Here is a 16,687-nt window from a genome sequence, read left to right on the forward strand (position 1 = left end):
CCTCCGTGTCGGAAGGGAACGGGACCACCGTCGGGTCCCGTCATGAGCACGACCAAGAGCATGGGGTGGGGCGGGGCGGCGGTCAACGGTGCCGGACACCTGCCAATGGCCCAGGCCAGTGGCGCCTACGAGCCGATCCGTACGATCACCGCACCGTCCGCCGGATCCACCTCGCGCGCCCACGCGGCGGCGAGCCGTACCGAGCGGTGCGGCCACGCCGAGCCGAGCAGCCTTCCGCGGTGCAGGATCCGGCCGTCCTGCGCGACCTCCACGACCGGACGCGCGAGCGGCTCACGCACCCGCAGCAGAAACGGACGACCGACCGCACCCGCCGTGATCCGGTTCGGCGCCACCCACGCCAGGGGGGCCTCCGCCACCACCGGCACGCCCGGAGCGGGCCACGGCTCTCCCGACAGGTGTCGCAGGACCGCGTCCGCCACCCCGCGCCCCTCGGCCGCTGCCGCTCCCGCCGATTCGACCCCGCGCAGCACGTTGCCCGCCGCGAAGACGCCCACCGATCCGGTGCGGAAGAAGCCGTCCACCGCGGGCCCCCGCGTACCGGGATCCAGCGACACCGACCCGGACCGGGCCAGTTCGTGGTCGGGGATCCAGTCCCCGGTGAAGACGACCGTGTCGCAGCGGATCGTGACACTCCGTCCGTCCGGGCGGCTGAGCCGAACGCCGGTGAGTCGCCCTCGGCCCAGCAGCTCCGTCACCACGGCGCCGGTCAGCAGCGGAGGGAGCGGCGCCGCGGCGAACCGCCGTGGTCCGCGCGGCTGCTCGGTGGCCATGGCCACCACCTCCACTCCGCCCCGACGCAGCGCCCGCACCGCGTGGTGGGCCACCGGTTCGGCGCCGATGACCACGGCCCGCCGCCCGAGCCGCTCACGCCGCACCCCGTACAGGTGCACGGACTGCTGGAGCTCGCCGGTCGTCAGCACCCCGGCCGGCCGCGTCCCCGGCACCAGGCGTGCGCTGCGCGGCCGTTCGCGCGCGCCGGTCGCCAGGACCACCGCCCGCGCCGTGATCCGCTCGAGTCCGGTCGGTGCCGTGACGTCCAGGGTGAGGGGGCCCGCCCAGCCGGTCGCGGAGACGCCGGTACGGAGCGTGGCCCCGGCGACCACCGCGGCCCGCGCCATCCGGCGCGCGTACCCCGGCCCGTCCGTGGGACGGCCCGGGCCGGTCAGGCCGAAGCCGCCGTGGGCACAGTGCCGCGGCACCCCACCGGCCTCCTCCTCCCGCTCCAGGACCTCGATCCGGTACCGGCCCGCTCCGGCTGCGGCGAGCCGGGCGGCCGCCGTGAGTCCGGCGGGCCCGGCGCCGACGACGAGCACGTCCACCGTACGGTTCACCGCTCCGGCCATGGCGGCTCCGCCTCCTCGAACATCGCCCGGACCGTCGCCCCGCAGAAGAACCCCTGGCAGCGTCCGCCGCGCGCTCGCGTCCTGCGCCGCAGCCCGTCGAGCGAGCCCGGCGGGATCGTCGAGGCGAGCGCGGCCCGGATCTCCCCCCGCGTGACCCGCTCGCAGTGGCACACGATCGACCCGAACTCCGGCTCCCGGGCGATGAGTTCCGCGTCCCGGTACGGGCGCGGGAACGCCTCGCCCAGGTTCGGCATCCGAACCGGGGCGATCGGGTGCTCCGCCCCCAGGACCAGCCCGCTGTCCGAGAGCAGCTCCACCACGTGCGCGGCGATCGCCAGGGACGCGGTGAGGCCGGTGGACCGGATGCCGCCCACCGTGACGTACCGGAGCCCCGGGTGAGCGACGCACTTGTAGTCGTCGTACTCGGTGGCCGCCCGCAGCCCGGCGTACACGGCCGTGACCTCCTCGTCGAGCAGCGCGGGCAGGATCCGGCCGCCCTGGGCGCGCAGCGCCGCCAGGCCGTCGGCCGTCGACCCGGTGGCCCTCCTGTCGTCCAGGTCCTCGGCCGTCGGGCCGAGCAGGACGTTCCCGTACACCGTCGGCGCGACCAGAACTCCCTTGCCGAGAGCGCCGGGCACGGGAAGGAGGATGTGCCGGACCAGGGAGCGCGCGAACTTGTCGAAGACGATCAACTGGCCGCGCCTCGGCGTCACCGTGAAGTCGTGTCGGCCGAACAGCGCGTCGAACCGGTCCGCGTACAGTCCGCAGACGTTGACGACGTACCGGGCGCGCAGGACGCCGCGCGGAGTGACCAGCCGGTGCGGCTCGCCGGGATCGGCCTTCTCCACACGGCAGTTGAGGTGCAGGTCGACCCCGGAGCGGACGGCCTGGGTGGCGTACGAGAGCGTGGTCGTCCAGGGGCAGATGATCGACTCGCCCGGGACGTCCAGCGCTCCGAGCGCGCCGGGGCCCAGGTGCGGTTCCCGTGCGCGCAGTTCGTCGGCTCCCAGGACGCGGGTGGTGCGGTGGCCGTTGCGCACCGCCTTGGCCGCGAGGCGGGGGAGCGCGGCCAGCTGCTCCTCGTCCCAGGCGACGAGCAGCGCCCCGAGCGGCTCGACGGGAATACCCGTGTCCCGGGCGTGATCGGCGAGCAGCCGCTGCCCGTCCCGTACGAGCCGGGCCTCCAGCGAGCCCGGCGCGGCGTCGAAACCCGTGTGCAGGATCGCCGTGTTGGCCTTCGACGTGCCTTCGCCGACGTCGCCGGACGCCTCGACGAGCGCGACCCGCAGGGGGCGGCGGGCGAGTTCGCGGGCGATCGCGCAGCCGACGACCCCGGCGCCGACCACCACGACGTCGTACTCCGTCCCCGGCGCCGAGGTGTCCGGCAGCGCTCCCGTGCGGGTGACGACCCCGAGCCGCCGTCGCGCCGTCATGGGCGGGACGAGGCGGGGGAGCCGTCGAGGAGCGCCGCCACGGCGGTACGGAACCGGTCCAGCCGTTCCCCCGCTTCGCTGCGCGTGATGGCGGGCTCGTACACGGCCGAGGGCTTCCACTCCGGGACGGCCTCCTGGACGGTGAGCCCGGGATCGAGGCCGAGCCGGGCCACCGCGCCGACGCCGAGCGCCGTCGCGTCGGGCAACGCCGATACCTCGACGGGGAGTTGCAGCAGATCGGCCTGGGTCTGCATCATCAGCGCGGAGCGCGTCAGCCCGCCGTCCACGCGCAGTGCGGTCACGGGTGTCCCGAGGTCGGCGCCGGCCGCGCCGGCCAGCTCCACCACCTGGGCGGCGATCCCCTCGCACAGCGCGCGGACCAGGTGCCCGCCGGTCGTGTCCAGGCCGAGGCCGTGCAGCGAACCGCGGACGTCGCCGCGCCACCACGGGGCGGCGAGCCCGGCGAGAGCCGGTACGAAGGTGACTCCGCCGGAGTCCGGCACCGCACCGCCCACCGCGTCGAGGTCCTCGGCACCCGAGAGCACCCCGAGGTCGGTCAGCCAGCGCACGGCGGACGCGGCCGTGTACACCTGGCCGTCCAGGCAGTAGCTCGTCCGCCCGGAGAGCCGCCAGGCCACACAGCTCACGAGGCCCGAATCGCCGCGACGCGGGGTCGGCCCGGTCTGCGCGAGCAGGAACGCTCCCGCTCCGTAGGTGCACTTGGCCGCGCCCGGTTCGGTGACGCGCTGGGCGAGGAGGGCGGCCTGCTGGTCCACGAGGAGTCCGGTCAGCGGGAGCGCCTGCCCGAAGGCGGTGGTGACGCCCACCCGGGTGTCGGCGTCGACCACGCGGGGCAGGCGTTCGCCGCCGAGACCGAAGACGTCGAGGACGGCAGCGGACCAGGACACGGTGTCCAGATCGAGCAGACCGGTCCGCCCCGCGGTCGCGGCGTCCGTGACGAACTCGCCCGTGAGGCGGTGCACCAGCCAGGCGTCGCTCGTCGTCACGACGCCCGCGCCGGTGAGGTGCCGACGGATCCAGGCCATCTTGGGAGCGGCGAAATAGGGGTCCAGAGGCAGCCCGGTCCGCTCCCTCAACTCATCGGCATGAGCGGACAGTTCGGCACAGAGACCCTCGGCTCTGCGGTCCTGCCAGACGAGCGCGTCGGTGAGCGGTGCGCCCGTCGCCGGGTCCCAGGCGAGTACGGTCTCGCCCTGGTTGGCCAGACCGACCGCCGCGACCGAGGTGTTCGCCTCGGCAAGTGCCGCCCGGCCCGCGGCGACGACGGAGTCGTACAGCTCGGCAGGGTCGACCTCGACCAGGCCGCCCGGCAGATAGCGCGGCCGTACGGGCGCCGAACCGGAGCCGATGACGCCCCGCTCGGGGCACACGACGAGCGCCTTGGTCCCGGAAGTGCCCTGGTCGACGGCGAGTACCGGGCCCGTCATCCTCGTACTCCCGTCCCCGAAGCGCCTTCGGTCCTTGATCGCGGAAGCGGAAAGACTGGTGCACGCGAACCGTTCCGTCAAGCGGTTCACCGCGCACGCGTCAGCTCGTCACACAGATGTGATGGATGCTCATATCCAGTCTGTGGCTGGATAGTTACGGTCAGAAGCCAAAGTGGATCGGTCTCGTCCAGACGCCTCTATAGTGATCGCCGATCAACGGCCGGGATGCCCACCGGGGGACTGACCACCCCCCTCCACCCACCGAGGACCCATGTCTCCCACCGCACGCCCCGCTCCGTGAGGGCAGGACACGGATTCCGGCCCGTCTACCATCCGGCGGGCCACGACCACGCCCTGCGCCACGCCGTCCAGGACCTGCGGACCGGCCGCTGGGTGTCGATGGCCCGATTACTCGACGAGACGCCCGGCTGGGACGCCTGGACCCGCCGAACCCAGGTGCTCGCCGCCGTCGCCGCAGGCACCGACGTCGTCAGGACCTGGCGGGCCGAACAGCCGGACAGCGTCCCCGCGACCGTGATGCACACCCGGGTCGCCGTGGAGCGGGCCGTACGCGCCCACCGCGGCGGCCACCCCCGCACCCGCGCACTCTGGCAGGAGGCGTGGACCGCCTGCCGCGACACCGCCGCACAGGCGCCCGACGACCCCGTCCCCTGGGTCTGCCTGCTCGCCCTCGCCGCGCTCGACGAACACCAGCGCATGGAGGAGCACCGGCTCCGCCCGCCCGCGCCCATGCTGCCGCCCGGCCCCTGGGGCCTCCTCGCCGAGGCAGAGAAGCGCGACCCGCACAACCGCGAGGCCCACCACCGGATGCTGCAGTTCTTCAACGGGCGCCAGTCCGGACCGCTCTCCGAGGCGGTCAACTACGCCCAGTGGGCGGCTGGTTCGGCCCCCTCCGGTTCCGCCCTGCACGCCCTCCCGCTCTACGTCCGGGTCGAGCGCTACCGGCGCGAGCGCGGCCAGGAGCACGCCCTCGACCTGCACTGGGTCGCCGAGGACGCCATTCGTGACGCCCGCCGCGCCCTGGACACCTGGTTCCTCTTCTGCGCCACCGCCGAGGCATCGCTCCTCGACCTCAACCATCTCGCGCACGCCCTCTACGGCGCCCTCCGTTTCGCCGACGCGGCCCGCGTCTTCGAGGCCCTCGGGCCGTACTGGACGGTCCAGCCCTGGGCGTACCGCACGGCCCGGCCCGACGACCGGGCGCTCGCCGAAGAGGTCTTCGTACGAGCCCGCGCCCGCTGCCTCGATCCGTGATCCCGTCACCGCCACGCCCGGACCCGTGATCCCGTCACCATCACCGCCCCCGGCGCGCCCCAGCCCCCGCTCACCCCTTCCCCGGAGGTAACGGCATGTCCCGCACCGTCCCCGCCGACGAGATACGCAGGCCCGCGGCCGCGCAGGACGAGGAGGCCAGGCTCAGAGAGCTCGGCTACCAGCCCGTCCTCGCCCGCCGCATGGGCGGCTTCGGCAACTTCGCCATCAGCTTCTCCGTCATCTCCGTCCTGTCCGGTTGCATGACGCTCTACGGCTTCGGCCTCGGCACCGGCGGCCCCGCCGTCATGATGTGGGGCTGGGCGGGAGTCGGGCTCTTCGTCCTGTGCGTCGGCCTCGCGCTGGCCGAGGTCACCAGCGCGTACCCCACCTCAGGCGCCCTCTACTACATGGCCGACCGGCTCGGCGGCCGACGCTGGGGCTGGTACACCGGCTGGCTCAATCTGCTCGGTCTGCTCGGCGCGATCGCGGGCATCGACTACGGCGCCGCCCTCTTCACCGGAGCCTTCCTCAACCTCCAGTGGGGCATCGTGCCCACGGCCAGCTCCACGTTCCTGATCTTCCTCGCGATCCTGCTGCTGCACGCCGTGCTCAATCTCTTCGGCGTGCGTCTGGTCAGCGTGCTCAACTCCATCAGCGTCTGGTGGCATCTGACCGGGGTGGCCGTGATCGTCGGCGCCCTGGCATTCATCCCCGACCGCCATCAGTCCGCAGAGTTCGTCTTCACCGAGTTCGTCAACGACACGGGCTGGGCGAACCCCTTCTACGTCGCCGCCGTCGGCCTGCTCCTCGCCCAGTACACCTTCTCCGGCTACGACGCCTCCGCCCATCTCTCGGAGGAGACCTCCAACGCCTCGGTCAGCGCGGCCAAGGGCATCGTCCGCGCCATCTGGGTCTCCTGGATCGCCGGCTTCGCGCTGCTCGCCGGGCTGACCTTCGCGATCCAGGACTACGCGGGCACACAGAACAGCGCCACCGGAGTCCCGCCCGCCCAGATCCTGCTCGACGCGCTCGGCTCCGGCGGCGCCACCGCCCTGCTGCTGGTGGTGATCGTGGCCCAGCTCTTCTGCGGCAACGCCGAGGTGGCCGCGGCCAGCCGGATGGTCTTCGCCTTCAGCCGCGACAACGCCCTTCCCGGCTCGGCCCTCTGGCGCAAGGTCAGCAGCCGTACGCAGACCCCGGTGCCGGCCGTCTGGCTCGCGGTCGGTGTCGCCGCGCTGCTCGCCGTGCCGTCGCTGTACTCCGCCACGGCCTACGGCGCGGTCACCGCCATCAACGTCATCGGCATCACCCCGGCCTACGCCATCCCCATCTATCTGCGGCTGCGAGCGGGCAACCGGTTCACGCCGGGCCCGTGGAACCTGGGCCGCTGGAGCGCACCGATCGGCTGGACGGCCGTGATCTGGGTGGCCGTCGTCACCGTGCTGTTCTGTCTGCCCCAGAAGTCCCCGGTGACCATCGACTCCATGAACTACGCGGTCATCGCCCTCGCCGTCGTCCTCCTGCTCGCCAGTGTCTGGTGGTACGTGGCACGCCGTTCGTACGGCACTCCCTCGGCGTACGGAAGCGCCCGCGAGGAGGCGGAGATCGCCGAGGGGATCGTCTGACGGCTCGCGCGAGTGCCGCGTGAGGGACCGTGTGAGGGGGCGTCAGCCGCTGAACTCGTAGGTCCACGCGGCTCCGTGCGCCGCGAAGTCGATGTCCGTGATCTCCAGCGCGTGGCCGTGCTGGTCGCTCACCACGCGGTGGACGACCAGCCGGGCCGTGCCGTCCCCGACCCCCGTGGCGGAGGCCGGCGGCACAGCGATCGACTCCCGGCGTGTGAGCCGGAGTCCCGCCTGGTGCATCCAGTGGTACAGCAGCCGTAGATCGGGCTGGGGCATGGCGCTCCTGCCCCGCCGGTAGCGGGCGAGCTGCGGTATCTCGGCGAGCGCCGGCCGGGAGAACCAGGAGACCGAACGCTGCAGGGGTGTGCCGCCGGGGGAGAGGACGACATGCCGGTGGACGAGCGTGGGTTCGCCCGGGACGAGAGCGAGCCGTCCTGCCGACGCGGCCGGCGGCGCCTCCCAGGAGAGCGCGGCGCGGACCAGGGCGTCGGTCGCCTCCGTACCTCCGGGAAAGGCGTGCTGTCGTGCCGTCAGAACCGGCACGTGTGCCTCGTGTTCGGTGCCCGCGGCGAAGGTGCCGCGGCGGTCGGTGACGACGAGCCGTTCCTCGCGCAGCCGTTGGAGCGCGCTGCGCACGGTCTGCCGGTTCACGTGGTAGCGGTGCGCGAGGGAGCGCTCGGACGGGAGGCGGCTGCCGGGGGAGATCTGCCGTTCGGCGAGGTCGCTCCGCAGCGCGGCGGCGACCTTGAGGTAGAGCGGGGCCACCGCCGCCTGCTCGGGTTCGGGCTCAGCCATGTTCCAACCCTCTCTTTGCTCAGCGTGACAGTCTGGGCCGTGTGGGTGACCAATGTCTATCATTGGTCTAAACCATTAAGGAAGGGGGTTCGGGGGGAGTGGCCGAAACCCGGACCGCCCCGGGGTGCGCGCGGGAGCGTCTGACCTTGTAATGAGTCTCGACCGGTAGGAGCTGCGGAAGAGGCGGGTGAGGCCGGATGACGACACCGGCGGCGCGGGTCGAGGCCGGCAGGGCGGCACGCAAGATCGTGCCGCGGTCCTCGCACGGCCGCTGGATACCGTCCTCGCAGCGCCCTGACCCGCTGGCCGTGCTGGAGCGGCAGGCCGTCGACCGGGTGCCCGAACTGGTCCCCATCCGGTACGGCCGCATGGTCGTCTCGCCCTTCGCGTTCCTGCGCGGCGCCGCCGCCGTCATGGCCGCCGACCTCGCCGCCCAGCGCCACACCGGCCTCACCGTCCAGCTCTGCGGCGACGCCCATCTGCTCAATTTCGGCGTCTACGCTTCACCCGAACGGGCGCTTCTCTTCGACGTCAACGACTTCGACGAGACCCTGCCCGGCCCCTTCGAATGGGATGTGAAGCGGCTCGCCGCCAGCGTCGCCGTGGCCGCCCTGCAGAACGGCACCACCAATGCCAAGGCCCACCGCGCGGCCCTCGTCGCCGCCGAGGCGTACCGCACCGCCATGGCGACTCTCGCGGATCTCGGAGAGCTCGCCGTCTGGTACGCGCGGATCGACGCCGACGACATCACGGCCCTCGTCCGCCCCGACCGCCGGTCCCGGGTCGAGAACCGCCTCGCCCGTGCCCGCCGCCGCACCAGCCTCCAGGCGCTCGGCAAACTCACCGAGCAGGACGAGAGCGGTGGCCGCCACTTCGTCGACGACCCGCCGCTCCTCGAACGCGCCACGGACGTCGACCGCGTCACCCTCGGCAAGATCTTCAGCGACTACCGCAGCTCGCTCTCCGAGGAGCGCCGGCTGCTCCTGGACCGGTTCCGCTTCGTCGACGCCGCCCGCAAGGTCGTCGGCGTCGGCAGCGTCGGTACCCGCTGCTTCGTCCTCCTGCTCGAAGGCCGCGACGACACCGACCCGTTGATCCTCCAGATCAAGGAGGCCGGCCGCTCGGTCCTGGAGCCGTACCTGACGCCGAGCGCGTACACCCACGAGGGGCAGCGGGTCGTCTGCGGACAGCGCCTCACCCAGGCCGCCAGCGACATCTTCCTCGGCTGGATGACCGGACCCGAGAAACGCCACTTCTACTGGCGCCAGTTGCGCGACATGAAGGGCTCGGCCGAGGTGGAGACGATGTCCCCGGCGATGCTCCGCGCGTACGCGGGACTCTGCGGCCGCGCCCTGGCCCGCGCCCACGCCCGCTCCGGCGACCGCATCGCCATCGCCGCGTACCTCGGCTCCTCGGACGTCTTCGAGCGGTCGATCGCCGACTTCGCGATCCGGTACGCGGGCCAGAACGCCGACGACTACGCGGCACTGAGCGCGGCGATCGCCGCCGGCGTCGTCACGGCGGCGCCGGGGGTGTGACGAGCGGGGGCCGGGCGGTGAACCGGCCCCCGCCCCTGTGCTCAGACCTCGCGGCGCATCGGCGGCCGGTCCGGAGTCTCGCGGACCGGACCGAAGAGCACCGCCCAGGCCACGGCGGGCGCGAACAGCGCCGTCATCGGAGCCGTCAGGGTCAGGACGGATCGGAACGCCGCTCCCACCACCGGATCGCCCGCGTACCGCTGCTGGAGCCGGCTCAGATACCACCCCACGGGCCTGTCCACCGCGCGCGAGGCCGTCGCGTTGCCGGTGGCGCCCGGCATCTTCTTGTCCGCGCCGGCGGAGATGTCCCACGCCTGCTTCGAGGAGTCGAGCAGCGCCTTCTGCACGGCCCGGGTGGTCGCCGCGCGCTTCGGATCGGTCAGTGCCCGGCGCAGGGCGACAGCGTTCATCGCGGCGACCGCCATGCCCTGGCCGTAGATCGGGTTGAAGGCGCACAGCGCGTCGCCGGTCGCGAGGAAGCCGGCCGGGCGGCGGCCCGGACGGTCGTACCGGCGACGGATGTTGGCGGTCTTGCGGAAGCCGAAGACGGAGGACTCCGGTTCGGCCTTCGCGAGCCACTCGCCGATCAGCGGGTGCGGCAGCCGCAGCGCGTACTCCTCGAACGCCGCCTCGTCCGTGGGCGGTGCGTCACCCCGCAGCCCGGACAGCGTGACCATGTACCGGCCGCCGCCGAGCGGCAACACCCCACCGCTGTAGACCTGTTCGGGGTTGGGGATGATGTAGTACGCGAGTGCGTCCGACTCGTCCGACGTACTGTCCTGTGGGCCCCGGTAGACGCGGGTGGAGTAGGCGAGCCCGGTGTCGATCGTCTCCTCGTGCGGAGCCTCGGCGCCGATCGCGGCCAGCCAGTCGGGGGCGCCCGTGCCACGGCCGGAGGCGTCCACCACCAGGTCGGCCGCCAGGGAGCGGGTCTCCTTGGAGGCGCCCGCGCCGCGCTCGCGCAGCAGCACTCCGCGGACCCGCGAGGAGTCACCGATCAGACCGACCGTCTCGGCCCCTTCGATCGTCTCGATCCGCGGATCGGCGAGCACACGTCGGCGTACCAGCCATTCGAGCTGAGAGCGCGAGCCCGTGGAGAGGGTGGACGTGGCGGCCGTCCGGCGGAACCACCGTCCGTTCTGCCACTGCACCATGTCCTCGGGCATGCCCACCCGAGGGGCGCCGAGCTCGCCGAGTTCCTTCATGAACCCGGGCAACAGCTCGTCCAGCGCTCGCTGTCCGCCCTCGATGAGCACATGCGTGTGGCGGCTCTGCGGCACTCCGGGCCGGGCATCCGGCCCCTCGGGGAAGCGGTCGCGCTCGACGACCGTCACCTTCTCCGCGTGTTCGCTGAGCACCCGCGCCGCCAGCAGGCCCGCGAGACTTCCCCCGATGACCACCGCGTGACGTGTCCCGCGGCGCCCCAACTCGTCGGCCATTCCCGCCCTTTCGCCGTAATAGATCTACGACTGACCAGTATCCACGCTCTCGCGGGGCACGTCGCGTGCGCCGAGGCGCAGGTGCTCGATGTGGTAGACGGCTTCGTCGAGGAGTTGGGCGACATGGTTGTCGTAGAGGCTGTACTCGATCCGGCGCCCCTGCCGGACCCCGGTGACGAGGCCCAGCGCGCGCAGCAGGCGCAGCTGGTGGGAGACGGCGGACTGCTCCATCTCGACGGCGGAGGCGAGTTCGGTCACTCCGCACGGACCCTGGCGCAGCTTGGTGAGGATCATCAGCCGCGAGGGCGTGGCGAGGGCCTGGAGGGTGGCGGCGATGGTGGCCGCGGATTCCGCGTCCAGGTGGGTTGCCGGGGTCGTCCTGCCGTTCACTCCGTGTCCCATGCGCTCATCGTAGCGGCGGCGATAAGCTGATGAATGAAGACCTCTTCATGTATTCCGCTATGGTGGGGCCTGCCACCCCGCCGTCCCCGATCGAAGAGGTGTCCACCCATGGCTTCTCCGGTGCTCGAGGCCCGGACCGCGACCCCCGCGGCCAAGGCCCCGCCGCCTGTCCGCCGCACCCGCGCGTCCGCCCTGCCCGAGGTCCGCTGGGCCGCGCTGTCCGCCCTCGCCTTCCTCCTCGCCCTGCCACTGGACCTGGCCGGCGCCCCCGCGTGGGCCTGGGGGCCGCTCTACGCGGTCTGCTACGCCGCCGGCGGCTGGGAGCCCGGCTGGGCGGGGCTCCAGGCGCTCCGTGAGAAGTCCCTCGACGTCGACCTGCTCATGGTGGTCGCCGCGATCGGCGCGGCCGCGATCGGCCAGTACCTCGACGGCGGCCTGCTGATCGTCATCTTCGCCGTCTCCGGCGCCCTGGAGGCGCTCGCCACCCGACGCACCGCCGACTCCGTACGCGGACTGCTCGACCTCGCGCCGGCGAAGGCCGTTCGCCTCACGGGCCGGGTCGAGGAACCGGTGGACGTGGCAGACCTGCGGATCGGCGACACCGTTCTCGTACGGCCGGGGGAGCGGCTGCCCGCCGACGGCACCGTCCTCGACGGCGCGAGCGACGTCGACCAGGCGACCATCACCGGGGAGTCCCTGCCCGCGGCCAAGGCGCCCGGTGACGAGGTCTTCGCCGGCACCCTCAACGGAACGGGCGCCCTGCGCGTCCGGGTGGGCAAGGACGCGGCCGACTCCGTCATCGCCCGGATCGTCGCCCTCGTCGAGGAGGCCAGTGCCACCAAGGCGCCCACCCAGCTCTTCATCGAGAAGGTCGAACAGCGCTACTCCGTCGGCGTCGTCGTCGCCACCCTGGCGCTCTTCGCGATCCCGCTCGCGTTCGGCGCCGACGTCACCAGCACGCTGCTGCGCGCCATGACCTTCATGATCGTGGCCTCGCCCTGCGCGGTCGTCCTCGCCACCATGCCGCCACTGCTCTCCGCGATCGCCACCGCCGGACGCCACGGCGTCCTGGTCAAGTCCGCCGTCGTGATGGAGCGTCTGGGCGCCGTCGACCGGGTCGCGCTCGACAAGACCGGCACCCTGACCGAGGGCGCGCCGCGCGTGACCCGCGTCGAGGGGGACCCGGCGGCGCTCGCCCTCGCCGCCGCGGCCGAACTGCCCAGTGAACACCCCCTGGCCCGCGCCGTGGTGGCCGCCGCCCGCGCCCGCGGACTGACGATCCCCGAAGCGAGCGACTTCGTCTCGGTGCCCGGCGAGGGCGTACGGGCCGTGGTCGAGGGCCGGGAGGTACGCGTCCGGCGTGCGGACGGCGACCACGCCGACACCACCGTCGAGGTCATCGTCGACGGCGCACGGGTCGCCGTCCTCGAATTCGCCGACCGGCTCCGCGACGGCGCGCCCGAGGCGGTGGCCGCGCTCACCCGACTCACCGGCACCACCCCCACTCTGCTGACCGGCGACAACGCCGGCGCGGCGGCCCGGATCGCGGAGCAGACCGGTATCACCGACGTACGGGCGGGGCTGCTGCCGCAGGACAAGGTCGCCGCCGTACGGGAGTGGGAGCAGGCCGGCTCGAAGGTCCTCGTGGTCGGCGACGGCGTCAACGACGCCCCCGCCCTGGCAGCCGCCCACAGCGGCATCGCCATGGGGCGGGCCGGCTCCGACCTCGCCTTGGAGACCGCCGACGCGGTCGTCGTGCGCGACGAACTGGCGACGGTCCCCGCGGTCGTGGCCCTCTCGCGCCGGGCCCGCCGCCTGGTCGTGCAGAACCTGGTGATCGCGGGCACCTGCATCGGGGCCCTGGTGATCTGGGACCTCGCCGGCCACCTCCCGCTGCCGCTCGGCGTGGCCGGCCACGAGGGCTCCACGGTCCTGGTCGGGCTGAACGGGCTGCGGCTGCTGCGCGACGCGGCCTGGCGGAAGGCGACGGCAGGGGAGTGAGTCAGGCGGTCGCGGCCGGGACGGAGGCGTGCTCCGGGACGGAGGCGTGCTCGTGCTCGCAGACGTCGTCGAGGCCGTGCACGGCCCACTCGGGGAACGGGTCGTCCCACGGACCCGTCTCCCCGTCCTCGACCAGACACCGGTCGAGCGCGGCGTGGAGCGCGTCCACCGTGAGATCCGTACCGATGAACACCAACTCCTGTGCGTGGGAGGGGCCTTCGGGCCGGTCGTCCACGACGCCCGAGGGCTCGAACCGGGCCACCGCGCCCGCCTGCGACCACAGCCCGGTCACCCGTTCGCGGCCGGCGAGCCGGAAGAAGCCCTTGGAGCGCAGGACCCGGCCGTACGCCCCGCTGTCCATCCCCTCGGTCACGAATGACCACAACCGCCCGGGGTGGAAGGCACGTTCGGCGCGGAAGACCGTCGAGGAGATGCCGTACTCCTCGGTCTCCGGGATGTGGTCGCCGTTGAGCTCCATGACCCAGCCGGGCGCCTGCTGGGCGCGCTCCAGGTCGAAGAGTCCGGTGCCGAGGATCTCGGCGGGACGCAGCCGACCGTGCGTGGCGGAGACGATCCGCGCGGCCGGGTTGAGCCGGGTCAGCGCGGCCCGCAGCCGGTCGGCTTCGGCCGCCGGGACGAGGTCCAGCTTGTTCACGACGATGACGTCCGCGAACTCGATCTGGTCCATCAGGAGATCGCTGACCGTGCGCTCGTCGTCCTCGTACGGCGCGAGCTCGCGCTCGGTGAGAGCGTCACCGCCCTGGAGCTCGGGCAGGAAGTTCGCCGCGTCGACCACGGTGACCATCGTGTCGAGCCGGGCGAGATCGCCGAGCGTGGCGCCGTCGTCGCGCGGGAAGGCGAAGGTGGCGGCGACGGGCATCGGCTCCGAGATGCCGCTGGACTCGATGAGGAGATGGTCGAAGCGGCCCTCACGGGCCAACCGGTCGACCTCTTCGAGCAGGTCGTCGCGGAGGGTGCAGCAGATGCACCCGTTGGTCATCTCGACGAGACGTTCCTCGGTGCGGGAGAGCGCCGCGTCCCCGCCGCGGACCAGCGCGGCGTCGATGTTGATCTCGCTCATGTCGTTGACGATCACGGCGACGCGCAGGCCGTCCCGGTTGGTCAGGACGTGGTTGAGGAGCGTCGTCTTGCCCGCACCGAGGAAGCCGGAGAGGACGGTGACCGGGAGGCGGGAGTCGCCGGCCTCGACGGGCGTCGCCGTGTCCGTCATCGCGCTCAGCCCTCCGGGCGCAGCAGGCCGCGCTCGTACGCCTTGGCCAGGCGCTGCGGCACCCGGTAGACGACTCCGTCGACCGTGATCGGGACCAGCTGGGGCGTGGTCGCCTTCCACTGGGCACGGCGGTGGCGGGTGTTGGAGCGGGACATCTTCCGCTTGGGTACGGCCATGGGAATCGGACCTCCATCGTCGGGACGTGGCGGTCACGCTACATGGAAATGGTTCTCATTAACAAAAGCGGCCCCTCCCCGGATAGAAGTGCTCGGCTCGCGGTCGATGACACTCCGGGCGACGATGGCCGGACGGAGGAGTCCCGGACTTCCGCGCGGCCCGGGCGCGCGTCGATGCGGCGCCCAGGCGCCCGACATCGCGGCCCTGACCTGCCACGACGTCATGCTCAAGCACCCCGAAAGGTCGGCTTCCATGCATCCCGCGCTCAGCACCGACGTGCTTGCGAAACTGCGTCAGCCCCGTCCCTATCCGGCCGTGTCCCTGCTCATGCCGACACACCGCAGAGAGCCCGACAACACCCAGGATCCCGTCCGGCTCCGCAATCTCCTGGCCCAGGCCGGGGAGCTGCTCGAGGCGGACCCGGCGGTGACCCGTGAGCGGCGTACGGACGTACTGAGCCAGTTGGAGCAGGCCCTCAAGGAGGTGGATCTCGTCCATTCCGAGGACGGCCTCGTGATCTATGCGGCACCCGGAGAGCATCAGGTCTGGTCCGTGGCCCGCTCGGTACCGGAGCGCGTGGTCATCGCCGACACCTTCCTCACCCGCAACCTCGTCGCGGCCCAGGCGGCCGAGCAGCCCTTCTGGGCCCTCGCCGTGGCGGCCGACCGCGTCTCGCTGTGGAGCGGCGACGCGGAGCAGGTCACCGAGCACACCGGGGACGGCTTTCCGCTGTCGCGGAGCCTGGAGGACCCGGACGCGGAGCGCAAGGAGCGCATCGGCGACCTGCCGAGCACCTTCCGCGACGAGCAGACCCGCCAGTTCATGCGCCAGGCGCACGAGGCGGCGCGCGTCGTGCTCAGTTCCTCCCCTCGCCCGCTGTATGTGATCGGTGAGGCCGCCGCGCTCTCCCTCCTGGAGGAGATCGGCCCGCTGGGCAAGGACACGACGAAGGTCCAGCGCGGCGGCCTCGCCGCCGGTCCGGCCGCACAGGTGTGGCAGGCCCTCGAACCGCTGCGTACGGACAAGGTCGAGGCGGAGAAGGCGGCGATCGTCTCCGAACTGGACGCGGCACAGGGCCGACGCGAGTTCGCCGGCGGTCTCGACGAGGTCTCGCAGGCCGCGAAGGACGGCCGGATCCGGCTCCTGGCCGTGGAGGAGCACTTCCGGGCGATCGTCCGCGACTACGGGGACCATCTGGAACCGGCCGAGGCCACCGACCTCGACGCGCGCGACGACATCGTGGACGAGATCGTCGAACAGGCCCTGGAGACCGGAGCGGAAGTGCGCTTCGTCCCCGACGACACGCTGTCCGACGCGGGCCGGATCGCCGGCGTCCTGCGCTACTGAGCCGCGCCCTCCACAGAAGACGCCGTCCCCGCAGCGCACTCGCGCATCACCACGGAGGAACAGATGTCGGAACTCATTGTCATCGGCTATGAAGACCGCGCCGTCGCGAACAAGGCCTTCAAGGCGGTCCAGGAGCTGGAGAAGTCCCATGTGGTCGAACTCGCCGGCCTCGCCGTCGTCTCCGTGGACGCGGAGGGTGAGACGCATGTCGACACGCCCAAGAAGAGCGAGAAGACGGCCGTCTCGGCCACGGCGGGGGCCCTCTGGGGCTTGTTCCTCGGAATCCTCGTGCTCACCCCTGGGCTCGGTCTGGTGGGCGCCGCAGTCGGGGGACTGATCGGCAAGCTGAGCCAGATGGGCGTGGACAAGGGCTTCCGGGAGAAGGTCCAGTCCCTTCTCACGCCCGGTTCCGCCGCCGTGGTGATCATGGCCACGAAGATGACCGAGGACAAGTTCGCCGCCGCGATGCAGTCCCACGGCGGGACGGTCCTGAAGACCTCGCTCACGGAGCAGGACGAGAAGGAGCTCGTGGAGCAGCTCGCCGGCACGGAGTAGAGCCCCCTGGGGGGCGGGGCGTCAGCTCTGGTAGCCAGCCGAAGCACCGGGGCGCCT

At 72.6% G+C, this 16,687-nt stretch carries 14 protein-coding genes; 6 read left to right on the plus strand and 8 right to left on the minus strand.

Features of this window, described 5'->3' with window-relative positions:
• Nucleotides 1-125: 125 nt before the first annotated feature.
• The 3 genes from ACFV9D_RS11175 to ACFV9D_RS11185 are packed head-to-tail and all read right to left on the minus strand — an operon-like array spanning nucleotide 126 to nucleotide 4,245.
• Entirely contained in the window at nucleotides 126-1,364 is a 1,239-nt protein-coding gene (locus ACFV9D_RS11175) for an FAD-dependent oxidoreductase (protein WP_385144050.1), read from the minus strand.
• Nucleotides 1,349-2,797, minus strand: coding sequence for an FAD-dependent oxidoreductase (locus ACFV9D_RS11180; protein ID WP_385144052.1), 1,449 nt, complete (start codon nucleotides 2,795-2,797; stop codon nucleotides 1,349-1,351). Before ACFV9D_RS11180 ends, ACFV9D_RS11175 begins: the two co-directional genes overlap by 16 nt.
• Entirely contained in the window at nucleotides 2,794-4,245 is a 1,452-nt protein-coding gene (locus tag ACFV9D_RS11185; RefSeq protein ID WP_385144054.1) for an FGGY family carbohydrate kinase, read from the minus strand. Before ACFV9D_RS11185 ends, ACFV9D_RS11180 begins: the two co-directional genes overlap by 4 nt.
• Before the next feature lie 297 nt (nucleotides 4,246-4,542).
• Between ACFV9D_RS11185 and ACFV9D_RS11190 the strand changes: the two genes are divergently transcribed.
• Nucleotides 4,543-5,520 carry a hypothetical protein gene (locus ACFV9D_RS11190; protein WP_385144056.1) on the plus strand — a complete coding sequence of 326 codons (978 nt, stop codon included), beginning with the start codon at nucleotides 4,543-4,545 and terminating at the stop codon, nucleotides 5,518-5,520.
• 95 nt (nucleotides 5,521-5,615) lie between these two features.
• The gene (locus ACFV9D_RS11195) at nucleotides 5,616-7,145 is read left to right on the plus strand and encodes an amino acid permease (protein ID WP_385144058.1); all 1,530 of its coding nucleotides are present in this window, start codon (nucleotides 5,616-5,618) and stop codon (nucleotides 7,143-7,145) included.
• A 42-nt stretch (nucleotides 7,146-7,187) separates the two neighbouring features.
• Here ACFV9D_RS11195 and ACFV9D_RS11200 read toward each other — a convergent pair whose 3' ends face one another.
• A complete protein-coding gene (locus tag ACFV9D_RS11200) occupies nucleotides 7,188-7,940 on the minus strand; it encodes a GntR family transcriptional regulator (RefSeq protein WP_385144060.1) in 753 nt (250 codons plus the stop codon).
• 197 nt (nucleotides 7,941-8,137) lie between these two features.
• Here ACFV9D_RS11200 and ACFV9D_RS11205 point away from each other — a divergent pair, with 197 nt between their 5' ends.
• Nucleotides 8,138-9,478, plus strand: coding sequence for a DUF2252 domain-containing protein (locus tag ACFV9D_RS11205; RefSeq protein ID WP_385144062.1), 1,341 nt, complete (start codon nucleotides 8,138-8,140; stop codon nucleotides 9,476-9,478).
• Nucleotides 9,479-9,519: 41 nt separating this feature from the next.
• On the opposite strand, the gene ACFV9D_RS11210 is transcribed toward ACFV9D_RS11205, so the two are convergent.
• Both ACFV9D_RS11210 and ACFV9D_RS11215 read right to left on the minus strand, forming a co-directional pair.
• Nucleotides 9,520-10,917: an FAD-dependent oxidoreductase gene (locus ACFV9D_RS11210; protein WP_385144064.1), complete on the minus strand. Its 1,398-nt coding sequence runs from the start codon at nucleotides 10,915-10,917 to the stop codon at nucleotides 9,520-9,522.
• 24 nt (nucleotides 10,918-10,941) lie between these two features.
• Nucleotides 10,942-11,319, minus strand: a complete 378-nt coding sequence (locus ACFV9D_RS11215; RefSeq protein ID WP_385144066.1) for an ArsR/SmtB family transcription factor — start codon at nucleotides 11,317-11,319, stop codon at nucleotides 10,942-10,944.
• 108 nt (nucleotides 11,320-11,427) lie between these two features.
• Here ACFV9D_RS11215 and ACFV9D_RS11220 point away from each other — a divergent pair, with 108 nt between their 5' ends.
• Nucleotides 11,428-13,320 (plus strand): heavy metal translocating P-type ATPase, encoded by a 1,893-nt coding sequence (locus ACFV9D_RS11220; RefSeq protein ID WP_385144068.1) that lies wholly within the window; start codon nucleotides 11,428-11,430, stop codon nucleotides 13,318-13,320.
• Between the two features lies 1 nt (nucleotide 13,321).
• Here ACFV9D_RS11220 and ACFV9D_RS11225 read toward each other — a convergent pair whose 3' ends face one another.
• A complete protein-coding gene (locus tag ACFV9D_RS11225; RefSeq protein WP_385144070.1) occupies nucleotides 13,322-14,551 on the minus strand; it encodes a GTP-binding protein in 1,230 nt (409 codons plus the stop codon).
• A gap of 5 nt (nucleotides 14,552-14,556) precedes the next feature.
• Entirely contained in the window at nucleotides 14,557-14,727 is a 171-nt protein-coding gene (gene rpmF, locus ACFV9D_RS11230) for a 50S ribosomal protein L32 (RefSeq protein WP_137991083.1), read from the minus strand.
• 253 nt (nucleotides 14,728-14,980) lie between these two features.
• Between rpmF and ACFV9D_RS11235 the strand changes: the two genes are divergently transcribed.
• Nucleotides 14,981-16,075 carry a chemotaxis protein gene (locus ACFV9D_RS11235; protein ID WP_385144072.1) on the plus strand — a complete coding sequence of 365 codons (1,095 nt, stop codon included), beginning with the start codon at nucleotides 14,981-14,983 and terminating at the stop codon, nucleotides 16,073-16,075.
• Between the two features lie 63 nt (nucleotides 16,076-16,138).
• Complete coding sequence (locus ACFV9D_RS11240) at nucleotides 16,139-16,630, plus strand: DUF1269 domain-containing protein (RefSeq protein ID WP_385144074.1); 492 nt, start codon at nucleotides 16,139-16,141, stop codon at nucleotides 16,628-16,630.
• Nucleotides 16,631-16,687: the final 57 nt, after the last annotated feature.

Source organism: Streptomyces sp. NPDC059875 (assembly GCF_042731085.1).
Classification (GTDB): Bacteria; Actinomycetota; Actinomycetes; order Streptomycetales; family Streptomycetaceae; genus Streptomyces.

Coding starts and splice junctions, on each gene's coding strand:
- ACFV9D_RS11180 (WP_385144052.1), bottom strand. CDS start 2,797: ATGACGGCGCGACGGCGGCTCGGGGTCGTCACCCGCACGGGAGCGCTG.
- ACFV9D_RS11235 (WP_385144072.1), top strand. CDS start 14,981: ATGCATCCCGCGCTCAGCACCGACGTGCTTGCGAAACTGCGTCAGCCC.
- ACFV9D_RS11215 (WP_385144066.1), bottom strand. CDS start 11,319: ATGGGACACGGAGTGAACGGCAGGACGACCCCGGCAACCCACCTGGAC.
- ACFV9D_RS11205 (WP_385144062.1), top strand. CDS start 8,138: ATGACGACACCGGCGGCGCGGGTCGAGGCCGGCAGGGCGGCACGCAAG.
- ACFV9D_RS11200 (WP_385144060.1), bottom strand. CDS start 7,940: ATGGCTGAGCCCGAACCCGAGCAGGCGGCGGTGGCCCCGCTCTACCTC.
- ACFV9D_RS11185 (WP_385144054.1), bottom strand. CDS start 4,245: ATGACGGGCCCGGTACTCGCCGTCGACCAGGGCACTTCCGGGACCAAG.
- ACFV9D_RS11240 (WP_385144074.1), top strand. CDS start 16,139: ATGTCGGAACTCATTGTCATCGGCTATGAAGACCGCGCCGTCGCGAAC.
- ACFV9D_RS11195 (WP_385144058.1), top strand. CDS start 5,616: ATGTCCCGCACCGTCCCCGCCGACGAGATACGCAGGCCCGCGGCCGCG.
- rpmF (WP_137991083.1), bottom strand. CDS start 14,727: ATGGCCGTACCCAAGCGGAAGATGTCCCGCTCCAACACCCGCCACCGC.
- ACFV9D_RS11220 (WP_385144068.1), top strand. CDS start 11,428: ATGGCTTCTCCGGTGCTCGAGGCCCGGACCGCGACCCCCGCGGCCAAG.
- ACFV9D_RS11175 (WP_385144050.1), bottom strand. CDS start 1,364: ATGGCCGGAGCGGTGAACCGTACGGTGGACGTGCTCGTCGTCGGCGCC.
- ACFV9D_RS11225 (WP_385144070.1), bottom strand. CDS start 14,551: ATGACGGACACGGCGACGCCCGTCGAGGCCGGCGACTCCCGCCTCCCG.
- ACFV9D_RS11210 (WP_385144064.1), bottom strand. CDS start 10,917: ATGGCCGACGAGTTGGGGCGCCGCGGGACACGTCACGCGGTGGTCATC.